The 21,217-nt window shown below is 32.3% G+C and carries 21 protein-coding genes; 19 read left to right on the top strand and 2 right to left on the bottom strand.

Annotated elements, in window-relative coordinates; translation table 11 throughout:
• From LQ694_RS01685 to LQ694_RS01675, 3 genes are all read left to right on the top strand, one after another.
• Window positions 1-1,176, top strand: a complete 1,176-nt coding sequence (locus LQ694_RS01685; protein WP_058611987.1) for an MDR family MFS transporter — start codon at window positions 1-3, stop codon at window positions 1,174-1,176.
• A 290-nt stretch (window positions 1,177-1,466) separates the two neighbouring features.
• The gene (gene leuS / locus LQ694_RS01680) at window positions 1,467-3,851 is read left to right on the top strand and encodes a leucine--tRNA ligase (RefSeq protein ID WP_196968334.1); all 2,385 of its coding nucleotides are present in this window, start codon (window positions 1,467-1,469) and stop codon (window positions 3,849-3,851) included.
• Between the two features lie 21 nt (window positions 3,852-3,872).
• A complete protein-coding gene (locus tag LQ694_RS01675) occupies window positions 3,873-4,184 on the top strand; it encodes a rhodanese-like domain-containing protein (RefSeq protein ID WP_048539549.1) in 312 nt (103 codons plus the stop codon).
• Window positions 4,185-4,336: 152 nt separating this feature from the next.
• Here LQ694_RS01675 and LQ694_RS01670 read toward each other — a convergent pair whose 3' ends face one another.
• Complete coding sequence (locus LQ694_RS01670) at window positions 4,337-5,596, bottom strand: BaiN/RdsA family NAD(P)/FAD-dependent oxidoreductase (protein WP_196968333.1); 1,260 nt, start codon at window positions 5,594-5,596, stop codon at window positions 4,337-4,339.
• A 122-nt stretch (window positions 5,597-5,718) separates the two neighbouring features.
• On the opposite strand from LQ694_RS01670, the gene LQ694_RS01665 reads away from it, so the two are divergent.
• From LQ694_RS01665 to LQ694_RS01625, 9 genes are all read left to right on the top strand, one after another.
• Entirely contained in the window at window positions 5,719-7,353 is a 1,635-nt protein-coding gene (locus LQ694_RS01665; protein ID WP_196968332.1) for a putative polysaccharide biosynthesis protein, read from the top strand.
• A gap of 3 nt (window positions 7,354-7,356) precedes the next feature.
• Window positions 7,357-8,064: a pseudouridine synthase gene (locus LQ694_RS01660; protein WP_096791928.1), complete on the top strand. Its 708-nt coding sequence runs from the start codon at window positions 7,357-7,359 to the stop codon at window positions 8,062-8,064.
• Between the two features lie 63 nt (window positions 8,065-8,127).
• Window positions 8,128-8,553, top strand: coding sequence for a YtxH domain-containing protein (locus LQ694_RS01655; protein ID WP_048539552.1), 426 nt, complete (start codon window positions 8,128-8,130; stop codon window positions 8,551-8,553).
• Between the two features lie 253 nt (window positions 8,554-8,806).
• Complete coding sequence (pepV, locus tag LQ694_RS01650) at window positions 8,807-10,225, top strand: dipeptidase PepV (protein ID WP_218697395.1); 1,419 nt, start codon at window positions 8,807-8,809, stop codon at window positions 10,223-10,225.
• On the top strand, window positions 10,222-11,070 hold the full coding sequence (dat, locus tag LQ694_RS01645; protein WP_196968331.1) for a D-amino-acid transaminase: 849 nt from the start codon (window positions 10,222-10,224) through the stop codon (window positions 11,068-11,070). The genes pepV and dat overlap by 4 nt, the downstream gene beginning before the upstream one ends.
• Before the next feature lie 263 nt (window positions 11,071-11,333).
• The gene (locus tag LQ694_RS01640; RefSeq protein WP_025905270.1) at window positions 11,334-12,125 is read left to right on the top strand and encodes a phosphotransferase family protein; all 792 of its coding nucleotides are present in this window, start codon (window positions 11,334-11,336) and stop codon (window positions 12,123-12,125) included.
• A 13-nt stretch (window positions 12,126-12,138) separates the two neighbouring features.
• Window positions 12,139-12,774, top strand: coding sequence for a tRNA (guanosine(46)-N7)-methyltransferase TrmB (trmB, locus tag LQ694_RS01635; protein WP_096791804.1), 636 nt, complete (start codon window positions 12,139-12,141; stop codon window positions 12,772-12,774).
• Window positions 12,775-12,907: 133 nt separating this feature from the next.
• Window positions 12,908-13,750, top strand: coding sequence for a YtnP family quorum-quenching lactonase (locus LQ694_RS01630; protein WP_228065235.1), 843 nt, complete (start codon window positions 12,908-12,910; stop codon window positions 13,748-13,750).
• The gene (locus tag LQ694_RS01625) at window positions 13,740-14,939 is read left to right on the top strand and encodes a MalY/PatB family protein (protein WP_196968330.1); all 1,200 of its coding nucleotides are present in this window, start codon (window positions 13,740-13,742) and stop codon (window positions 14,937-14,939) included. The genes LQ694_RS01630 and LQ694_RS01625 overlap by 11 nt, the downstream gene beginning before the upstream one ends.
• Window positions 14,940-15,002: 63 nt before the next feature.
• Here the strand turns inward: LQ694_RS01625 and LQ694_RS01620 are convergent, their stop codons facing one another.
• Window positions 15,003-15,317, bottom strand: a complete 315-nt coding sequence (locus LQ694_RS01620) for a hypothetical protein (RefSeq protein ID WP_058611994.1) — start codon at window positions 15,315-15,317, stop codon at window positions 15,003-15,005.
• Window positions 15,318-15,396: 79 nt separating this feature from the next.
• On the opposite strand from LQ694_RS01620, the gene LQ694_RS01615 reads away from it, so the two are divergent.
• From LQ694_RS01615 to LQ694_RS01585, 7 genes are all read left to right on the top strand, one after another.
• Complete coding sequence (locus LQ694_RS01615; RefSeq protein WP_037588580.1) at window positions 15,397-16,473, top strand: M42 family metallopeptidase; 1,077 nt, start codon at window positions 15,397-15,399, stop codon at window positions 16,471-16,473.
• Window positions 16,474-16,560: 87 nt separating this feature from the next.
• Window positions 16,561-17,340 carry an amino acid ABC transporter substrate-binding protein gene (locus LQ694_RS01610; RefSeq protein WP_058611995.1) on the top strand — a complete coding sequence of 260 codons (780 nt, stop codon included), beginning with the start codon at window positions 16,561-16,563 and terminating at the stop codon, window positions 17,338-17,340.
• Window positions 17,321-18,040, top strand: coding sequence for an amino acid ABC transporter permease (locus LQ694_RS01605; protein ID WP_048539560.1), 720 nt, complete (start codon window positions 17,321-17,323; stop codon window positions 18,038-18,040). Before LQ694_RS01610 ends, LQ694_RS01605 begins: the two co-directional genes overlap by 20 nt.
• Complete coding sequence (locus LQ694_RS01600; RefSeq protein WP_048539561.1) at window positions 18,037-18,765, top strand: amino acid ABC transporter ATP-binding protein; 729 nt, start codon at window positions 18,037-18,039, stop codon at window positions 18,763-18,765. The genes LQ694_RS01605 and LQ694_RS01600 overlap by 4 nt, the downstream gene beginning before the upstream one ends.
• 87 nt (window positions 18,766-18,852) lie before the next feature.
• Window positions 18,853-19,869: a PTS sugar transporter subunit IIC gene (locus LQ694_RS01595; protein WP_058611996.1), complete on the top strand. Its 1,017-nt coding sequence runs from the start codon at window positions 18,853-18,855 to the stop codon at window positions 19,867-19,869.
• A complete protein-coding gene (locus LQ694_RS01590; RefSeq protein WP_037588574.1) occupies window positions 19,866-20,180 on the top strand; it encodes a thioredoxin family protein in 315 nt (104 codons plus the stop codon). Before LQ694_RS01595 ends, LQ694_RS01590 begins: the two co-directional genes overlap by 4 nt.
• 155 nt (window positions 20,181-20,335) lie before the next feature.
• Entirely contained in the window at window positions 20,336-21,214 is an 879-nt protein-coding gene (locus LQ694_RS01585; RefSeq protein WP_025905281.1) for a DUF1444 domain-containing protein, read from the top strand.
• Window positions 21,215-21,217: the final 3 nt, after the last annotated feature.

The following is a 21,217-nucleotide window of genomic DNA, read 5'->3' as shown; positions in this document are numbered from 1 at the left end:
TTGAGAATGCCGAAAATTGTTAAAATGCTCATCATAGGAATGGCGATCAATATTACAGGATCGAGTTTCTTATGGCCACTTAATACAATATATATGAATGAAGAATTAGGAAAGAGTTTAAGTACAGCTGGTATCGTTTTAATGATTAATGCATTCGGGAGTGTAATCGGGAATTTATTAGGCGGAAGTTTATTCGACAAAATTGGTGGGTTTCGTTCTATTATTTTTGCCTCTATTTTAAATATTTTAAGTTTAATAGGGTTAAACTTTTTAAATGATTGGCCATGGTATCCTTTCTGGCTTGTGTTACTTGGTTTCGGTGGAGGCGTGATTGTGCCAGCTATTTATGCAATGGCTGCTGCAAGTTGGCCAAACGGAGGACGAACAACATTTAATGCAATTTATCTTGCTCAAAACTTAGGTGTTTCTATTGGGGCTGCAGCAGGTGGATTTGTAGCGGACTTTAGCTTTAATTATATTTTTATGGCGAACTTACTACTATATGTCGTGTTTATCATAATAGCGTTAAAATATTACAACATAGATTTAGATATTCATTTGAAAAATGATGAAGGCATCACGAGTGCTATGCAAGTTAAAGATAAAAGTAAATTTACTGCACTTATACTTCTATGTGTTATGTTTAGTTTATGTTGGATTGGTTATGTTCAGTGGCAAACGACAATTGCGACTTATACACAATCAGTTGGTATATCCTTGAAACAATATAGTTTCCTTTGGACAATAAATGGTGTATTGATTTTAGCAGGACAACCTTTAATTGCACCGTTTATCAATAGATTCAAAGAGAAATTGAAATTACAAATGTTTATAGGGCTAACGATTTTTATATTAAGTTATGTGATTACAAGCTTTGCTGAGCAATTTACAATGTTTGTTGTAGGGATGGTTATTTTAACATTTGGAGAAATGTTTGTATGGCCAGCAGTACCTGCAATCGCAAATAAATTAGCACCTAAAGGCAGAATGGGTGCATATCAAGGTATTGTAAACGCATCTTCAACAGTAGGGAAAGCATTTGGACCAGTTGTAGGTGGCGTAATAGTTGATATGTTTGATATGAAAATGATGTTTTACAGTATGATATTACTTATTTTAATAGGTTATTACTTCTTATACATTTATGATAGAGGTATTACAAAGCAAGATACATGATATTAATAAATAAGACTTGCAAATTATATAGAAATTGCATAATATTAGGATGTATATAAGTAAAGTAGCTTTAATGCGAATCTTAAGAGAGTCAGTGGTGCTGAGAACTGATGATATCCATTAAGTGAACTTATGAACGATTTATTATTTATTAAAAGCAATCTTAAACCATATAAATGAAGCGCACTTAATTGTGAATTCTGGGTGGTACCGCGGCATATTTATTCAAGTCGTCCCAACTGTTATGATGGTTGGGATGGCTTTTTTTATTTTATAGGAGGAACGAACAAATGAATTATAATCATCAACAAATTGAAAAGAAATGGCAAGATTTTTGGGCAGCCAACAAGACATTTAAAGCTAACGATAATCTTGGACAAAAGAAATTCTACGCTTTAGATATGTTTCCGTATCCATCTGGAGCTGGTTTACATGTAGGACATCCTGAAGGCTATACAGCTACAGATATCGTCTCTAGATATAAAAGAATGCAAGGCTACAATGTACTTCACCCAATGGGATGGGATGCATTTGGTTTACCAGCTGAGCAATATGCTATCGATACAGGGAATGATCCTAAAGAATTTACAGCTAAAAATATTGCAACTTTTAAAAGACAAATTCAAGAGCTAGGTTTCTCATATGACTGGGATAGAGAAGTGAATACAACTGACCCAGATTACTATAAATGGACACAATGGATTTTCATTCAATTATATAATAAAGGATTGGCATATGTTGATGAAGTAGCAGTAAACTGGTGCCCAGCATTAGGTACAGTATTATCTAATGAAGAAATTGTTGATGGAGTATCAGAACGTGGAGGACATCCAGTTGTTCGTAAACCAATGAGACAATGGGTATTAAAAATTACTGAATATGCGGATCGTTTATTAGAAGATTTAGATGAATTAGATTGGCCAGAATCTATTAAAGATATGCAAAGAAACTGGATTGGTAGATCTGAAGGTGCTGAATTAAAATTTAATATTGATAATACAGATTTATCATTTGAAGTATTCACAACTCGTCCAGACACGATTTACGGTGCAACTTTTGCTGTACTATCACCAGAACATCCTTTAGTAGATTTAATTACGACTGAAGATGAAAAAGAAGCGGTTGAAGCATATAAATTAGCAGCTTCTCGTAAATCTGACTTAGAAAGAACAGATTTAGCAAAAGATAAAAGTGGTGTATTCACTGGTGCATTTACAACAAACCCATTCACTGGTAAAAAAATGCCGATTTGGGTTGCCGATTATGTGTTAATTAGTTATGGAACAGGTGCAGTTATGGCAGTTCCAGCACATGATGAAAGAGATGCTGAGTTTGCAGAGAAATTCAATTTAGATATCATCACTGTATATGATGATGATGGTAAAATGATTGATTCAGATGCATTAAATGGTTTAACAAAAGAAGAAGCAGTACCTAAAGCGATTGAATTACTTGAAGAAAAAGGTATCGGTCATAAAAAAGTAAGCTATAAATTAAGAGATTGGTTATTTAGTAGACAACGTTATTGGGGTGAACCAATTCCAGTTATACATTGGGAAGACGGTACAATGACAACAGTTCCTGAAGAAGAACTTCCATTAATCTTACCTGAAACAGATCAAGTTAAACCATCAGGTACAGGGGAATCTCCTTTAGCTAATATTGATGAATTTATTAATGTTGTAGATCCTAAAACAGGTATGAAAGGTCGTCGTGAAACGAATACGATGCCACAATGGGCAGGAAGCTGTTGGTATTACTTAAGATATATTGACCCTCATAACGATGAACAATTAGCTGATCCAGAAAAACTTAAACACTGGTTACCGGTTGACTTATATATAGGTGGTGTAGAACATGCAGTGCTTCATCTATTATATTCAAGATTCTGGCATAAAGTGTTATACGATATCGGTGTAGTTCCAACTAAAGAGCCTTTCCAAAAATTATTTAACCAAGGTATGATTCTTGGTGAAGGTAATGAAAAAATGAGTAAATCAAAAGGTAATGTCGTTAACCCTGATGATATTGTACGTTCTCATGGTGCAGACACATTACGTCTATATGAAATGTTCATGGGACCTTTAGATGCTGCAATTGCATGGAGTGAAAATGGACTAGACGGTTCACGTCGTTTCTTAGATAGAGTATGGCGTTTATTTGTTACAGAAGAAGAGAACATTACGGATAAGGTCGTTGAAAACGAAACACCAGACCTAGATAAAGTCTATAACCAAACAGTTAAAAAAGTAACTGAAGACTTCGATACACTAAACTTCAATACTGCAATCAGTCAAATGATGGTATTCATCAATGATTGTTATAAACAAGATCAAATCAGCAAAACATATGCTGAAGGTTTTGTAAAAATGTTAGCACCAATTGCGCCACACATTTCTGAAGAATTATGGCAAAAACTTGGTCATAACGATTCTTTATCTTATGAAGAATGGCCAACATTTGATGAGTCACTACTAGTAGATAACGAAATAGAAATTGTTATCCAAGTTAACGGTAAACTAAAAGACAAAATCAAAATTTCTAAAGATTTAACTAAAGATGAAATGGAAGCAGTAGCAATGGATAATGAAAAAATCAAAGAAGCGATTGAAGGTAAAACAATCCGTAAAGTGATTGCAGTTCCACAAAAGTTAGTTAATATCGTAGCAAATTAATCAATTAGGAGTGTTCTAGTTATGAAAGAAATTACAGTAACAGAATTAGCAAACAAAATTACATCTAATAATCCAATTAATATAGTTGATGTGAGAGAAGATCATGAAGTAGCATTAGGTGTAATCCCTGGCGCTAAGCATATTCCAATGGGAGAAATTCCAAATGAATTAAATCATTTCTCTAAAGACCAAACATATTATATTGTTTGTGCAGGTGGCGTTAGAAGTGCTCGAGTAGTTGATTATTTAAATGACCACGACATTGATGCAGTAAACGTAGAAGGCGGCATGAATGAGTGGGGCGACGATGGTTTAGAAAACAAAAGAGTTTAATGAAGAAATAGATAAGGCTGAGACATTTAAAATGTCTCAGCCTTAAATAATGTGTGAATATAATATAGGTTAAAGTTAGTAACAAATCCAAGTAGTTTTGTAAATAAGGACACCACATAACAAACACCAAACTATATACATTCTATAGAATTTTAATCATTAAATTGTGCGGCATTATAGCCTGCAACATACCCAGTGACAAGAGCGCTCGTAATATTATAGCCACCTGTATACCCATGGATATCTAGTACTTCACCTGAGAAGTAAAGCCCAGCACATATTTTGGATGCCATTGTATTGGGTTCGATTTCTTTAATATTAACACCGCCACCAGTTACAAAAGCTTTATCAAGTGGGAGTGTACCATTTACTGTGAATGTAAATGATTTAAGGTTTTCCACGAATGTTCGGATGGCTTGTTGGGATAGGTGATGGTATGTCACATCTAAATCAATACTTGACTGTTGTAAGATAAAATGTAAATATCTTTCTTGGACTAGTCCTTTTAGTGCATTTTTAATCGCTTTATTAGGTTCGTCTTTTAGTTTTTTTACAATTTGTTGTTCTAAGTCATGTGTTTTGATTTCTGGAAAGGCATCTATAGACATCTGTATGTCTGTTTTCTTTTGAGATTTTTGTTCTTTATACACAAATTGACTACATCTTAATGCTGCAGGTCCTGAAATACCAAAATGTGTAAATAACATGTCCATTTGATGTGTGATTCTAGGTTTACCATTTTTTTTGAGTACGGATAGTCCAACATTTTGTAAACTTAATCCTTGCAGTGTTTTGTTTTTAATGAATGGTTCAGTTGATTTGATCGGTACTTCTGTTGGAAATAGTTCTGTTATAGAATGTCCTAAATTCTCAGCGAATTTATACCCATCTCCTGTCGATCCAGTATGTGGTACACTGCAACCACCTGATGCGATGATAACAGCCTTTGAAGGAATAAATGTACCATCTTGTAGTGTGACGCCTGTTATTTGTTGATTTTCACTTTCAATAGATGATACTGTAGTTTCTTGGCGTATTTCTACACCATTTTGTTTTATGGAATCAACTAGTGCATCAACAACATCTTGAGCGCGATTAGAAACAGGGAACATTCGACCGTGATCTTCTTCTTTTAATTGTACAGATCTAGATTCAAAAAATTGTATAATAGATTCATTGTCGAATGTTGAAAATGGACTATATAAGAATTTTCCATTACCAGGAATGTTTTTTATAATTTCTTCATAAGGTAAGCGGTTCGTAACATTACATCTACCGCCACCAGATATGCGGAGCTTTCGTCCTAAGCCTTTTTTCTTTTCGAGTAGCAAGACGTTTTTACCATTTGAACTTGCACTATATGCGGCCATTAAACCACTAGGTCCAGCGCCGATAATTATTGTATGATACATAAGTTACCTCCATAAATCGATGTAATAATATTTTAACGAATAATGTGTCTTTAAAAAAGTAGTAGAATAGAAATAAACCTGTTATTATTAAATTTAAAAGTAAATTAGATAGGGATGAAATTATGTCAGAAAGTAAAGCGCTAGTAAGGGGAACCTTCCTGCTTACTGCAAGTATTTTAATAACAAAAGTAATTGGTATTCTTTATTTAATACCTTTTTACGCTATTATAGGCGATGAAAAAAATCTTGCCCCATTTACATATGCTTATCAACCATACACAATCATGATAACAATAGCAACTGCGGGCGTTCCTTTAGCAGCTGCGAAATATGTATCTAAATATAACGCATTAGGTGCTTATAAAGTAAGTAGAAAATTGTACCGGTCAAGCTTTTTAGTTATGACAGTATCAGGATTTATCGGATTTTTATTACTTTATTTCTTATCACCAACTATTGCTCAATTAACATTAGCGAATAAAGGTGGCATAGAAGGCGGTTGGAGTATAGAAGATATTACAACTGTTATTAGAACAATTAGTTTTGTTGTATTATTTATTCCATTACTTGCAACATGGAGAGGTATCTTCCAAGGATTTAATTCAATGGGTCCAACAGCTGTATCTGAAGTAACTGAACAAGTAGCGCGTATCGCATTTATACTTGGCGGAAGTTATATTGTATTAAATGTAATGGACGGTTCTGTGTTAATGGCCAACCAAGTTGCAACATTTGCTGCAGGTATCGGTGCAATTATTGCATTATTGACTTTACTTTATTTTTGGATGAAGAGAAGACATTTAATAAAAGCAGAAGTTGAACAAGATACAAGTGATATTGATGTTTCGTATATCAAAATATATAAAGAAATCATTAAATACAGTATACCATTTGTAATTGTAAGTTTATGTTTCCCGATTATAAACTTAATCGACCAATTTACACATAATACTGGATTAGCGATGGCAGGTGTGGGTAGTGAATTACAAGATATTTATTTCACAATGCTGAGTATGACAACTAATAAAATTGTTATGATTCCAACATCTCTTGCAGCAGGATTTGCAGTGAGTTTAGTTCCATTTATTACGAACACATATAATTCAGGTAGAATTGATGCAATGCATCATCAAATTAGAAAATCATTAGGCGTATTGCTATATTTAACAGTTCCAGCATCACTTGGCATTATGGTATTAGCACAGCCTTTATATAATGTGTTCTATAGTTATAATCCAATGGGTACAGAAATATTATTCTGGTATGCACCAGTTAGTATTTTAATTGCATTATTATCAGTAACAGCTTCAATGTTACAAGGTATTGATAAACAAGCTTTAACAGTTTGGATCGTTATTGCTTCATTAGTCATCAAAGCAGTTATAAACTTACCACTAATTATGGTATTTCATACATTAGGTGCTGTCATTGGTACGGCAATCGCATTACTAGTAGCTGTTATATTAAATTGTGTCGTCCTATATAAATATGCAGACTTTAAATTTAATATCACAATTTATCATACGTTAAGAATTACTTTCTATACTATAATCATGGTATTATTCGTTGAGTTAAGTTTCTTTATTGTGTCACTAATCATTGATCCAACATCAAAATTAGGTGCGCTGATTACGCTAATTGTCGGTGGATGTGTAGGTGTAATTGTATATGGTTATTTAACAATGCGTTCACGTCTAGCGGATGAATTTTTAGGTGATTTGACTGCTAAAGTTAGACGCAAAATTAAGTGGGTGTAAATGATGAGATTAGATAAATTTTTAGCAAATTCAGGTATCGGAACAAGAAAAGAAGTTAAAAAGTTTCTAAAGAAAAATCTTGTTTCCGTTAATGATGAGATCGTTAAGAAACCTGAAATGCATATTAATCCAGAAGATGATGTTATAACATTTGATGATATCCCGATAGAATATGAACCAGTTGTATATTTAATGATGAATAAGCCATCTGGATTTGTTTCAGCGACAGAAGATGATGAACATGAAACAGTCATTGATATTGTCCCAGAATATATGCACTTAGATTTATTTCCGGTTGGTCGTTTAGATAAAGACACAGAAGGTTTATTACTTCTAACAAACGATGGTAAATTCTCGCATCAACTTATGAGTCCAAAACAAAAAGTCGCTAAAAAGTATTATGTTGAAGTGTCTGGTCACATTTCAGATGATGCAATAGATATTTTTAAAGCAGGAATAGATTTAGGTGACTTTACATCTTCTCCAAGTGAATTAGAAATTGTAGAAAATGGAGAAGAGTCTATAGCTTATGTTACGATTTATGAAGGTAAATTCCACCAAGTTAAGAGAATGTTTCATGCTATTGGTTGTGAAGTAACGTATTTAAAACGTGTTCAAATAGCTGATTTAGAACTTGATGAACGTTTAGAATTTGGTGAGTATAGGCATTTGTTAGAAGAAGATTTTAAACTTTTAAATTTATCTGTTTAAAATGTTTAGAAAGATTTTCTCGGGGTATTATAATAACTATTAATTAAATAGAGGTGGATACAAATGGCTAAAAAAGCAGGATTATTTAGAACGTTAGTAGTATTAGGTGGAACTGCAGCAGCAGTTGTCTTATCTAAAAAAGAAAATAGAGATAAATTAAAAAATGAATACGGGAAATATAAAGAAGATCCAGAGAATTACAAAGAAAATGCTAAGCAAAAAGCAAACGAACTAAAAGGTAAAGCACAAGACGAGTACTCTAAATATAAAGAAGATCCAACTTCTTATAAAGAGTCAGCTAAAGAAAAAGCGAAAAATGAATTCCAAAAAGCAAAAGAAGATCCAAAAGGTTATGCATCAAATGCTAAATCTCGTCTAAAAAAAGAAGATGAAGATCCAACTGAACAAAGAGAAGCTAAATTTGATGATGAAGGCGGAACTGCAAACAACAATTTAAGAGTTGTTACAGAAGAAGATTTGAAGAAATAATTTTCTCCTTATGTTCAATATTGACTAAAACTAGGGCAACTTATTTGTCCTAGTTTTTTTGTTAACAACTTTCATCTTGTCGGGAAATAATAAGATTCAAAAAAATATTTTTATATAAGACTTTAGTCGTACGTAAAAGGAAATAACTTTATGTATAAAAAAATAAAAATTTATCGGTAATTCTATTTCATATTTACAAAAATATCATGTATTATATAGATAACTATTCAAGTTAAGAAAGAGATGATTTTCGATGTGGAGAAATAAAATTAAAGAATATGAACAAGATATTATAAATGATTTAAAGGGGCTATTAAGCATCGAAAGTGTTAGAGATGATGCAGCAAGTACATACGATGCGCCAGTTGGACCAGGTCCAAAAGAAGCGTTAAATTATATGTACAAGTTAGGAGAAAGAGATGGATTTTCTCATGTTGATATAGATAATATTGCAGGTAGAATTGAAGCGGGTAAAGGTGATGATTTATTAGGTATACTTTGCCATGTTGATGTTGTGCCAGCAGGTGCTGGATGGGATTCTAATCCGTTTGAACCTGTAGAAACTGAAGATGCAATCATTGCAAGAGGTACACTTGATGACAAAGGACCAACAATTGCAGCATACTATGCCGTTAAGATACTTGAAGATATGAAAGTCGAATGGAAAAAAAGAATACATATTATTGTAGGTACTGATGAAGAATCTGATTGGAAATGTACAGATCGTTATTTTGAAACAGAAGAAATGCCTTCTGTAGGTTTTGCACCAGATGCAGAATTCCCTCTAATTCATGGAGAAAAAGGGATTGTAACATTCAACATCATTCAATCTGGATATGTGGAAGATAATGATGAGCCTGAAGTAGAGCTCAAAGCATTCTTCTCAGGTGAAAGATTCAATATGGTACCAGATACTGCTCAAGCTAAATTACTTATCAAAGAACAAATGACGAATGTTGTTCAGAAATTCGAATCATTTTTAAATGAACATGAGATTGAAGGCGAAACAACAATTGATGAAGGGTTCTTAAATATCGTTGTTCACGGTAAATCAGCTCATGGTATGGATCCTACATTAGGTGTGAATGCTGGCTTATATCTTATTCAATTCTTAAATGAATTAAATTTAGATAAATACGCGAGCTCATACGTGAAATTTGCAAATGAATACTTAGTTGATTCTCCAAAAGGTGAAAAAATGGGTATGAAATTTGCTACTGAAGAAATGGGTGAAGTGGCGACTAATACAGGTATTATGAGTTATACAGATGTAGATGGTGGTCAATTTGGTATTAATTTAAGATATCCAGAAGGCTTTAATTTTGATCAGTCAATGTCTCGTTTTTCTGAAGAAGTGAAAGAAAAAGGCTTCGAAATTGAAATGGATAAGCACCAAGTTCCGCATTATGTAGATAAAAACGATCCATTCATTGAAAAACTATTATCTGCATATCGCAATCAAACAGGTGATCAGTCCGAGCCATTTACAATTGGTGGGGGCACATATGCTAGAAACTTAGATAAAGGTGTAGCATTTGGTGCAATGTTTAAAGAGTCTGAAGATTTAATGCACCAAAAAAATGAATATATCACGAAAAAACAATTATTTAATGCAACTGCAATTTATTTAGAAGCTATATACAATGTCTGTGTAAAGGGTGATGATGAATGAGTTATATTTATTTAAATGATGAGTTTGTTGAGGAATCTGAAGGTAAGATTAGCTATTCTGATAGAGGTTATAACTTTGGTGATGGCATATATGAATACATACGTATATATGATGGCAAAGTATTCACATCTAAAGAGCACTATGAAAGACTATTTAGAAGTGCGAAAGAAATTGGACTTAATTTAGACGCGTATTCTGTTGAAGGTTTAACAGAAGTAACGAAAGAATTAGCAGCAAAGAATAATGTTGTAAATGGTGGCGTGTATATTCAAGTGACACGTGGTGTTGCACCTCGAAATCACCCGTTTCCTGATGCTAGTACAAAGCCTGTATTCTCAGCTTTTTCTAAAAGCTATGACAGACCATACGACGAATTAGAAAATGGCGTTAAAACTATAACAGTTGAAGATATCAGATGGTTAAGATGTGATATTAAGAGTTTGAACTTATTAGGTAACGTGTTAGCAAAAGAGAAAGCTACACAAAATGATGCAGCTGAAGCGATCATGCATAGAGGTGAAACAGTTACTGAAGGTAGTTCAAGCAATGTTTATGCGATCAAAGGTGGCAAAATTTATACACATCCTGCAAATAATTTAATTCTTAATGGTATTACTAGACGTGTTATAAAAGAATTAGCTGACGATTTAAATATTCCATTTATTGAAGAATCATTTACATTAGATTTCTTAAATGATGCTGATGAAGTGATTATTTCAAGTACATCTATTGAAGTAATGCCAGTTGTGCAAGTAAATGATCAAAAAATAGGTGACGGAAAAGTCGGACAAATTACGAAGAAATTACAAAATGCATTTAATAATTATATAGAGTCAAAATCATAAAAATTTTTTAGTGTAATTTTAATATCTTAAGTAATTCAAGTGGATACTGAATTTATAAGACTTATTGTATATGAATAGGTTCAAAATACTCCAAAGTTTTCATTTATGAGGTTGAAATCTTAACCGAAAGATAATAAAATTTATATCAAGCGCACTAAAATTACAAAAATAAAACAAAAATTTTTAAGATTAAAATATGACTCTTGAAAAACAATATTCTTGAGTCTTTTTCTTTTTCTTTAATTGAAAGTGAGGTGGATAGGTTGGAACATTTTTATCAGTTAGGATGGACATTAGACTCAGCAGGTGGTGCATCTGGTGAAGCATATATGGCAGAACAAGATGGCCGCAAGCTCTTCCTAAAACGTAATTCAAGTCCTTTCTTAACAGCGTTATCTGCTGAAGGTATCGTGCCAAAATTAGTTTGGACTAAAAGAATCGAAACAGGAGAAGTTGTGACTGCACAACATTGGAAAAATGGTAGAGAGTTAGTCCAAGATGAAATGAATTCTAACCGTGTTGCCAAACTTCTGAAAAAAATACATTCTTCTAAACAATTATTAAATATGCTTAAACGTATGGAAATGAAACCTATGCATCCAGAGATTTTATTTAATAAAATTAACAGCTCATTGTCACGACATGTATTGTCTAATCGCACTGTGAGAAAGGCATTGTTATATCTAGAAGATAACATGCCAACATTAGACAGTAGATTCTATACAGTCATACATGGAGATGTAAATCACAATAATTGGCTTTTATCTGATCAAGACGAACTTTTCTTAGTAGATTGGGAAGGTGCAATGATTGCTGATCCTGCTATTGATATCGGAATGATATTATATACTTATGTTGATGAGAAAGATTGGTCAGATTGGCTAAGTATGTATGGCATTAATGATACGCACGATTTAAAGAAACGTATGAAGTGGTATACATTAATTCAAGCTATCGCAATGGTAGAGTGGTATGAAGAGAAAAAACGTTATAAAGATATGAATGATTGGTTACACTTCTTAAATGAAGTGATGACAAGAAATGTATTTATATAAGGAGTAACTTTGAATGAGAATGAGAAATAAACCTTGGGCTGACGATTTCTTAAAGAATCATCCCAATATAGTAGATGTAGATCTTAATCATCAATATAAGATGGCAGAATGGTTTGATAAAGATCAACCCATTCATATTGAAGTCGGAACTGGTATGGGTAGATTTATTACTGAGACTGCTAAACAGAATCCTAATATCAATTACGTAGCAATTGAAAAAGATAAAAATGTTATGGTCCGTGTTCTTGAAAAAGTTAAAGAAATGGAATTAAACAATATTAAATTGATTAATCAAGATGCTAAATTATTAACAGAGTATTTTGTTGAGAATGAAGTTTCTAGAATTTATTTGAATTTTTCTGATCCATGGCCTAAGACAAGACATGCTAAAAGAAGATTAACTTTTTCTAGCTTTTTAGAAATTTATCAACACATTTTGAGTAAAGATGGGCAAATACATTTCAAAACAGATAATCAAGGGTTATTTGAGTATAGTTTAGAAAGTATGTCTCAATATGGTATGTCATTTGATTATATTAATTTGAATTTACATGAAGATGAGCCTGAAGATAATATCCGTACTGAATATGAAGATAAATTCTCTAGTAGAGGCTTTAGAATCTATCGTATGGAAGCAAGCTTTAAATAAGGAAGTTGGAATCGTTTTTGATTCTAACTTCTTTTTTTACGTCATTTTTAACTAATGTGTTGTAGTAATCATGAAAGATGTTCATTACTCTAATTAGTGATAAAATAATAATAAATGATTGGAGGGGAATTTCTTGTTAAATATAGGTGAATTTAAATTATATCCATTACAAGGTGGTATTACTCAAATGGATGGTGGTGCAATGTTTGGTGTGGTCCCAAAAGCGTTGTGGAGTAAAAAATACCCACCTAATGAACTTAATCAAATACCTCTCGTAACACATCCAATATTCGTTCAAACAGATGAACACAATATAATAATTGATGCTGGGATAGGTAATGGTAAATTAACAGACAAACAAAAAAGAAACTATGGTACAACTTATGAAAGTGATATAAGTAACTCATTAAAGCAATTTAATTTGACCATTGATGATATTGATATAGTTTTAATGTCTCATATGCATTTTGATCATGCTTGTGGCCTGACAACTACAGATGGTCAATCAGTATTTAAAAATGCAACAATTTATACATCACAAATTGAATGGAATGAATTGAGAGCCCCAAATATAAGAAGTAGCGCTACATATTGGGAACAAAATTATAAAGGTATTGAACATCAAGTTGTAACATTTGTGGATTCGATGGAAATCGTTCCAGGTATTAAAATGATACATACTGGTGGTCATAGTGCTGGTCATAGTGTCATTGAAATTGAAAGTAATGATATGAAAGCTGTGCATATGGCTGATATCTTGCCTACATTAGCTCATCTTAATCCTTTATGGGTTACAGCCTATGATGATTATCCAATGGATTCCATAAATGCTAAGGAGAGACTTTTACAAAGATATATTAAAGAAGATTATTGGTTCGTGTTCTATCATGATGCCAATTATTTTGCGCTCAAACTTGATGAACAAACGAAGGGAATTAAAAAAGAAATGAGAAGGGATGATTTAATTGAAATATAATTTTGATGAAGTGATTGATAGAAGGGGAACAGCAACAGTAGCATATGATGGACAACGTAAAGTTTATGATTATGAGAACTTAGAACCATTTTGGATTGCAGATATGGATATTAAGACACCTGATTTTATTATCAACCATTTGAAAAACAAATTAGATCAAGCACATTTCGGGTATTTAGTGTGGAAACAAGAAGCATACTTAAGTTCGATTAAAAATTGGTACAAAACGAGATTTTCTGTAAATATCCAAAAGAATGATATATATTATGTGCCGAGTATTTTGTTTACTGTAACTGAAGTTATACGTGAATTTACGAAAGAAGGTGAAGGTGTGTTAATACATACACCTTCATATAATGCCTTTTTAAATTTAATTGAAGGTAATAAAAGAGTGGCCGTCGAATCTCCATTAGTTGCAACGGATAACGGTTATGAGTTAGATAAAGAACAATTTGAAGAAATGGCAGTACGTGATGACGTTAAAGTGTTAGTACTGTGTAGCCCTCATAATCCAACAGGTAAAGTTTGGACGAAAGAAGAATGTGCATTTATGAAAGATGTGTGTGAAAGACATGGTGTCTTTATTGTTTCTGATGAAATTCATATGGATTTTGTGAGAAGTGAAAATGGATTCTATTCAATGACAAATGAAATGACTTTAGATTCTCCAATTCTTGTTGTCACTGGTTTAGGTAAAACATTTAATTTAGCAAGTTTAGCAAGTAGTTATATGATTACAAAACATCGTTATTTCACATTACAATTCAATCGTAAATTGGCAACATATTATGGATTGTCAGCTGCAAATACATTGGCTGTTGAAGCAGTTAAAGTAGCCTATAATGAAGCAGGTGAATGGGTAGATCAATTAAATAATCATATTGAAAAGAATATGACTATCTTAGATGAATTTATTAAAAGTGAAATGTCTGATCAGTTATCGTTTATCAAACCTGAATCGACATATTTAGCTTGGGTAGACTTTTCTAAAAGTGGTTACATAGAAAGTGATGTTCAAAAAGCATTGCAATCTGTAGGGAAACTTGCAACAGGGATCGGTCATTCCTACGAGCTCGGAGAAAGTCATCATTTCAGAATGAATTTAGCTTGTAGCGAAGAAAAATTAAGAAGTGGTTTAGAATCTATTAAAAAATCATTCGATGCACTAGATCACGGTGAAGTTGAATAATTTTCAGTCAAAAAAAGAGTCTGAGGTTTTAATTAATCACTCAGACTCATCTTTTTAAGCTTATTAAATTTCAAATATATCAATAACTTGGCCATTAAAGGCATCGGCGATAAATTCATAGTGAACTTGTTTACCATCATTATTAACGGTAATACCACCATGTACAACTTTAGTTTCAATGCCGAATTTTTGGTAGGTCTTTGGGATATGTAATATATAAGAGGCTTCAACATTATTAAATTGTGCTTTGACTTGTTTAAGGATTTCTTCACAACTATATGGCTTATATTGCTTAGCATATACGATAGAAGCAACAATACCTAAACCAGTAAAAACGGACAATAATAAAATGAAAAAGCGTAACTTATTGTTCTGCATGACCATGCCTCCTTCTATTTAAGTTAAGTTTAACATAAAGACTGAATGATAGATAAATATTTCAATAAGGAGATTTACAATGACACAAATTAGACAAGAAACACTTAATAGAATGAAAGAATTAACAGAGTTACATGCTGTACCTGGATTTGAAAATGAAGTACGTGAATATTTAAAAGAAAAAATGGCACCATTTGTTGATGAAATTATCGGTGATAATATGGGCAGTATTTATGGTGTGAAAAAATCTAAAAAAGAAAATGCTCCTAAAGTATTAGTAGCAGCTCATATGGATGAAATTGGCTTTATGGTTACTGAAATGACAAAAGAGGGTATGTTAAAGTTCACACCACTTGGCGGTGTGTCATCAGATGTATGGTTATCACAAACACTACAGTTAAAAACTCGTGACGGTAAATACTATAATGGCGTAGTTGGCAGTATCCCTAAACATTTTAGAACTGGTAAAGAGTCAGGTGTATCTATTGAAGATATGCTTTTAGATGTTGGTGCAGAAAGCATTGATCAATTAAAAGAAATGGGCATTAAAATTGGTGATACAATTGTTCCAAGTACGAATTTTGAACAACTTACAGAGAATAGAATACTCGCTAAAGCATGGGACAATAGATATGGTTGTTTAGTTGGATTAGAGTTATTGGAAGCCGTTAAAGATGAAGAGCTTGATGTCGATTTATATGTAGGTGCAAATGTTCAAGAAGAAGTTGGTTTAAGAGGTGCTTCAGCAAGTGTGAATTTAATCAAACCAGATTTAGCATTAGTTGTGGATTGTTCACCTGCAAATGATATGAAAGGACATGTCGGCTTATCTGGTGCTTTAGGTAAAGGTGTATTAATTAGAATATTAGATCGTACGATGATTTTATCTGAAAGAATGAGAGATTATTTAATTGAAATGGTTGAAGAGAAAGAAATTAATCATCAATACTTCCAATCACCAGGTGGTACTGATGGTGGAGAAATTCATAAAGCTCTAACAGGTATCCCAACTGCGGTAATAGGTGTTTGTGCTAGATATATCCATACAAGTAAAGCTATTTACGACGCAAGAGATTATGAAAGTGCAAAATTATTACTTAATGAAATCGTGTTAAATTTAAGTTCAGAAAAGATTGAATATTTGAAATTTAAATAGTCCAGATTTTAGTAATTGACAGTAGTTGTAATTCGGTCTAAAATATGTTTATTCCGATTTGGATACTAAGAATAGAGGGATGTATATATGAAAAAGGGTATATTTTTAATTATTGCATTAATTGTTGTGTTAGCTGCATGTGGAAACAGCAACGACAAGAAAGAAAGTAGTAAGAAAGATGATAAAACAATTGTAGTAGGTACAGAAGGTACGTATTCTCCATTTAGCTTTCATGACAAAAATGATAAGTTAACTGGATATGATGTAGAAGTAACAAAAGCAGTTGCTAAAGAAATGGGATACAAAGTTGAATTTAAAGAAACACAATGGGATTCAATGTTTGCTGGGTTAGATTCAGGACGTTTTGATATGATTGCTAACCAAGTTGGTATCAATGACGAAAGAAAAGCAAAATATAAATTCTCAGATCCATACACTTATTCAAATGGTGTATTAGTAGTAAATGAGAATAATAAAGACATTAAATCATTCGACGACGTTAAAGGTAAAAAATTAGCTCAAACTTTAACATCTAACTATGGTAAACTTGCAAAATCTAAAGGTGCTGATATTACAAAAGTAGACGGCTTCAACCAAGCGATGGATTTATTACAATCAAATCGTGTTGAAGGTACTTTCAATGATAATGTTTCATATTTAGATTATAAAAAGCAAAAACCTAACGCTAAAATAAAAGCAATACAAGGCGATGCAGAACAAAGTCAATCTGCATTTACATTTAGTAAAAAAGAAGATGACAAAGTGATTAAAGATTTTAATAAAGGTCTAAAAACTTTAAAAGATAATGGCGAATTAGAAAAAATAAGTAAGAAATGGTTTGGCGCTAATGTTTCAGAGCCTAAATGATGAGCAACTTCATGCATTAAATGCTGCCAAACAAGCATTTCTACCGATGTTAGAGGGTCTAGTTAAATATTCTATTCCTATTACTTTAGTTACTTTTGTGCTTGGTTTAATCTTGGCATTAGTTACAGCATTAATGCGTATATCAAGTAGTAAAGTTCTAAAAGGGATTGCACGTTTTTATGTTTCAATCATTCGTGGTACACCTATGATTGTTCAATTATTCATTATCTTTTACGGAATCCCTGAGATTGGTAGATTGGCAACAGGAAATGCAGACAATCAATTGACTTTGTCACCTGTCATAGCTGCGATAATTGGTCTTTCTCTTAATGTAGGTGCATACGCATCTGAGATTTTAAGAGGTGGAATTATGTCTATTCCGAAAGGTCAAACTGAAGCTGCCTACTCGATTGGTATGAATTATAAACAAACTGTACAAAGAATTATATTACCTCAAGCAATCAGAGTTTCAGTACCTGCATTAGGTAATACATTCTTAAGCTTAATTAAAGATACGTCTTTACTTGGTTTTATTTTAGTAGCAGAAATGTTTAGAAAAGCGCAAGAAGTCGCATCTACAACATATGAATTCTTAACGATTTATTTACTAGTAGCGATATTATATTGGATCGTATGTTTTATCATATCAATCGTTCAATCTTACTATGAATCTTATATTGAAAGAGGGTATCGTTCATGATTGAACTTCAAAATATTAAAAAATCATTTAATGATAAAGAAGTCATCAAAGGGATTAATCTTTCAGTAGATAAAGGTGAAGTGATTACTTTAATTGGAAGATCAGGTTCGGGTAAGACAACTTTATTGAGAATGATGAATGCATTGGAAATTCCGACTGAAGGTACTGTAGTTGTTAATGGCGAAACGTACACAGCAGATAATAAGAAGTCACAAATTAAAGTACGTAAACAATCAGGTATGGTGTTTCAAAATTACAACTTGTTTCCACATAAAACAGCAATTGAAAATGTTATGGAAGGTTTAATTACTGTTAAAAAAGTAAATAAGCAAAAAGCATATGATGAAGCACTTCAACTTTTAGAAAAAGTAGGATTAGAAAGTGTTAAAGATCAAAGACCTCATGCTTTATCTGGTGGTCAACAACAACGTGTGGCGATTGCTAGAGCATTGGCAATGAATCCTAAAGTCATGTTGTTTGACGAGCCGACATCAGCATTAGACCCAGAGTTAGTGAATGATGTATTAAAAGTTATTAAAGATTTAGCTAATGAAGGTATGACGATGGTCATTGTTACACATGAAATGAGATTTGCAAGAGAAGTTTCTGATAGAATGATTTTTATTCATGATGGTTTAATTGGTGAAGAAGGTAAACCGGAAGAGATGTTTACTCAACCGAAGACAGACGCATTGAAGAAATTTCTAAATGTTATAGAAGTATAAAGTTTCAAAATACACATGTTATTATTTTAATTTAAATAATGACATGTGTATTTTTTATTGTATAATCCATTTAAGGAGTGTGAATAAATGGAACGCGTAAAATCTTTTTTTAATCGAACAATTATAGATGGTTTAAGTTATATGGCTTTAGGTTTGTTTAGTACATTAATTGTTGGACTTATTATTGAAACTTTAGGCCAATCATTAAATACATATTTTGATACATCAATTATGATAGAAATAGGCAAATTAGCTCAAACTTTAACAGGTGCTGGGGTAGGGGTAGCAGTTAGTTATGGTTTAGGCGCATCACCACTCATTATATTTACAACTGCAGTAACAGGCATGTATGGATATGAACAAGGTGGCGCTGTAGGAAGTTATTTATCTTCAGTATTTGCGAGTGAACTCGGAAGATTATATTCAGGAAAAACTAAAATAGATATTATTTTATCACCGATTTTAACGTTATTTATAGGTGCAGCTATTGCAAAGTTTATAGCGCCATTTATCGATGCATTTATGAAAGCATTAGGAAACTGGATACAATTAAGCACGGATCAACAACCTTTATTAATGGGGATATTCGTTAGCCTTATTGTTGGACTTACATTAAGTAGTCCGATTTCAAGTGCAGCTTTAGCGTTAATGCTTGGTTTAAGTGGAACAGCGGCAGCAGCAGCTACGATAGGTGGTTGTTGTCATATGATCGGATTTGCAGTAACAAGCTATAAGGATAATGGTATTTCAGGCGTTATTGCACATGGTATTGGTACAAGTAAACTTCAAATTCCAAATTATTTAAAGCAACCTTTTATATTAATACCACCAGTCGTAGCAAGTATCGTAGTAGCACCAATCATGACAGTCTTTTGGCCAATGGAAAATAATGCAGCTGGTGCTGGAATGGGTTCAAGTGGACTAGTAGGACAAATTATGACGATTAAAACGATGGGTAGTACAACAGAAGTATACTTACAAATTGTTTTCTTCCATTTCTTATTACCAGCTGTAATCAGTTTATTTGTTTATCATTTGTTGAAGAAGTATCATATAATTAAAGATGGTCAACAAACATTAATGATAGGAAGTGCAAAGAAATGAAACAATTAACGTCAATCGAAGAATACAAATCATTGATTAACGAACCAACAATATTTATGTTCACAGCATCTTGGTGTCCGGATTGTCATTTTATAGATCCTGATTTACCTGGACTTGAAGAGAAATACAATCAATATCAATTCGTATCAGTTGATCGTGATGAATTTATTGATTTATGTCAAGAAGTTGATGTTATGGGTATTCCAAGTTTTATTGCTTATAACAACGGTCAAGAACTTGGTAGATACGTTGGTAAAGAAAGAAAAACAATCCCACAAATTAGTGCATTTATTGATGGATTAAATAATTAAAATTATATAAAAAAAGCAGGTCGAAAAAAGTTTCTTTTATTTTCGAATTACCTGCTTTTTTATTTTATTTAACTTCATTTAAATATGTTTATCACTGTTACATGACTGCGATTTGTTGTAAACTATATAGAGGTATAAAAATAGGAGTGTTAAGTATGAATGTCTTTCAAATGAGAGATTTATTAAAAGACCGATTGAAAACTTTAGATGCAAATTTTAAGTTTGATAGGGAAAATGAAAGTTTAAGAATTGAACGAACTGATAATCAAAAAGGGCTTTCAGTTAAATTAGCTCCGATTATTGCTAAATATAAAAATAACGGTAATAAAACAATAGACGAAATTGTTTATTACGTCACTGAAACAATAAATGCAATGCAAGATGAATCCAATAAAGAAATTAATAAAATTGAAATCTTGCCTGTCATAAGGTCTACTAGTTTTCATAAAGAAACGAAAGAGGGTACACCTTTTGTCATTGATGAACATACAGCTGAAACAAATATATATTATGCGCTTGATTTAGGTAATACTTATAGACTAATAGATGAGTCTATGCTCAGTGAACTTAATTTAACGAAAGAACAAATTAAAGAGCAAGCGTTATTTAATATAAAGAAGAGAAAAACAACTTACAAGTCTGATGAAGTTCAAGGCAATACGTTCTATTTCATTAATACGAATGACGGATATGATGCTTCACGTATTCTCAATCAGACATTCTTAAAAGATGTTTATCAAAATATTGAAGGGGAAATGTTATTAGCTACACCTCATCAAGATGTATTGGTGATTTGTGATATTAAAAATGAAATTGGATATGATATTGTAGCGCAAATGACCATGCAATTCTTCCAAAATGGCTTAGTGCCAATAACATCATTATCATTCTCTTATACACCTGATAAACCTTTAGAACCAATATTTATTTTAGGTAAAAATCACTCTCGTAAGAGAAACCAAGAAGTTATTGAGCGATTAGAAAAAAATAGAGAAATATTTAAAAAAATGAAAAATAATCAAAAAAGATTGTAAGGA

The sequence above is a fragment of the Mammaliicoccus sp. P-M58 genome (assembly GCF_022386165.1).
Taxonomy (GTDB): Bacteria; Bacillota; Bacilli; order Staphylococcales; family Staphylococcaceae; genus Mammaliicoccus; species Mammaliicoccus sciuri.
Note: the sequence above shows the minus strand (reverse complement) of the source record. Positions and strands in the feature narration are given on the sequence as shown.

Excerpts from the sequence above, each read along its gene's own strand:
- LQ694_RS01670 (WP_196968333.1), bottom strand. The coding sequence starts at position 5,596 with ATGTATCATACAATAATTATCGGCGCTGGACCTAGTGGTTTAATGGCC.
- LQ694_RS01590 (WP_037588574.1), top strand. The coding sequence starts at position 19,866 with ATGAAACAATTAACGTCAATCGAAGAATACAAATCATTGATTAACGAA.
- LQ694_RS01605 (WP_048539560.1), top strand. The coding sequence starts at position 17,321 with ATGTTTCAGAGCCTAAATGATGAGCAACTTCATGCATTAAATGCTGCC.
- LQ694_RS01655 (WP_048539552.1), top strand. The coding sequence starts at position 8,128 with ATGGCTAAAAAAGCAGGATTATTTAGAACGTTAGTAGTATTAGGTGGA.
- trmB (WP_096791804.1), top strand. The coding sequence starts at position 12,139 with ATGAGAATGAGAAATAAACCTTGGGCTGACGATTTCTTAAAGAATCAT.
- LQ694_RS01615 (WP_037588580.1), top strand. The coding sequence starts at position 15,397 with ATGACACAAATTAGACAAGAAACACTTAATAGAATGAAAGAATTAACA.
- LQ694_RS01610 (WP_058611995.1), top strand. The coding sequence starts at position 16,561 with ATGAAAAAGGGTATATTTTTAATTATTGCATTAATTGTTGTGTTAGCT.
- LQ694_RS01675 (WP_048539549.1), top strand. The coding sequence starts at position 3,873 with ATGAAAGAAATTACAGTAACAGAATTAGCAAACAAAATTACATCTAAT.
- LQ694_RS01595 (WP_058611996.1), top strand. The coding sequence starts at position 18,853 with ATGGAACGCGTAAAATCTTTTTTTAATCGAACAATTATAGATGGTTTA.
- LQ694_RS01620 (WP_058611994.1), bottom strand. The coding sequence starts at position 15,317 with ATGCAGAACAATAAGTTACGCTTTTTCATTTTATTATTGTCCGTTTTT.
- LQ694_RS01600 (WP_048539561.1), top strand. The coding sequence starts at position 18,037 with ATGATTGAACTTCAAAATATTAAAAAATCATTTAATGATAAAGAAGTC.
- leuS (WP_196968334.1), top strand. The coding sequence starts at position 1,467 with ATGAATTATAATCATCAACAAATTGAAAAGAAATGGCAAGATTTTTGG.
- pepV (WP_218697395.1), top strand. The coding sequence starts at position 8,807 with ATGTGGAGAAATAAAATTAAAGAATATGAACAAGATATTATAAATGAT.
- LQ694_RS01665 (WP_196968332.1), top strand. The coding sequence starts at position 5,719 with ATGTCAGAAAGTAAAGCGCTAGTAAGGGGAACCTTCCTGCTTACTGCA.
- LQ694_RS01660 (WP_096791928.1), top strand. The coding sequence starts at position 7,357 with ATGAGATTAGATAAATTTTTAGCAAATTCAGGTATCGGAACAAGAAAA.
- LQ694_RS01585 (WP_025905281.1), top strand. The coding sequence starts at position 20,336 with ATGAATGTCTTTCAAATGAGAGATTTATTAAAAGACCGATTGAAAACT.
- dat (WP_196968331.1), top strand. The coding sequence starts at position 10,222 with ATGAGTTATATTTATTTAAATGATGAGTTTGTTGAGGAATCTGAAGGT.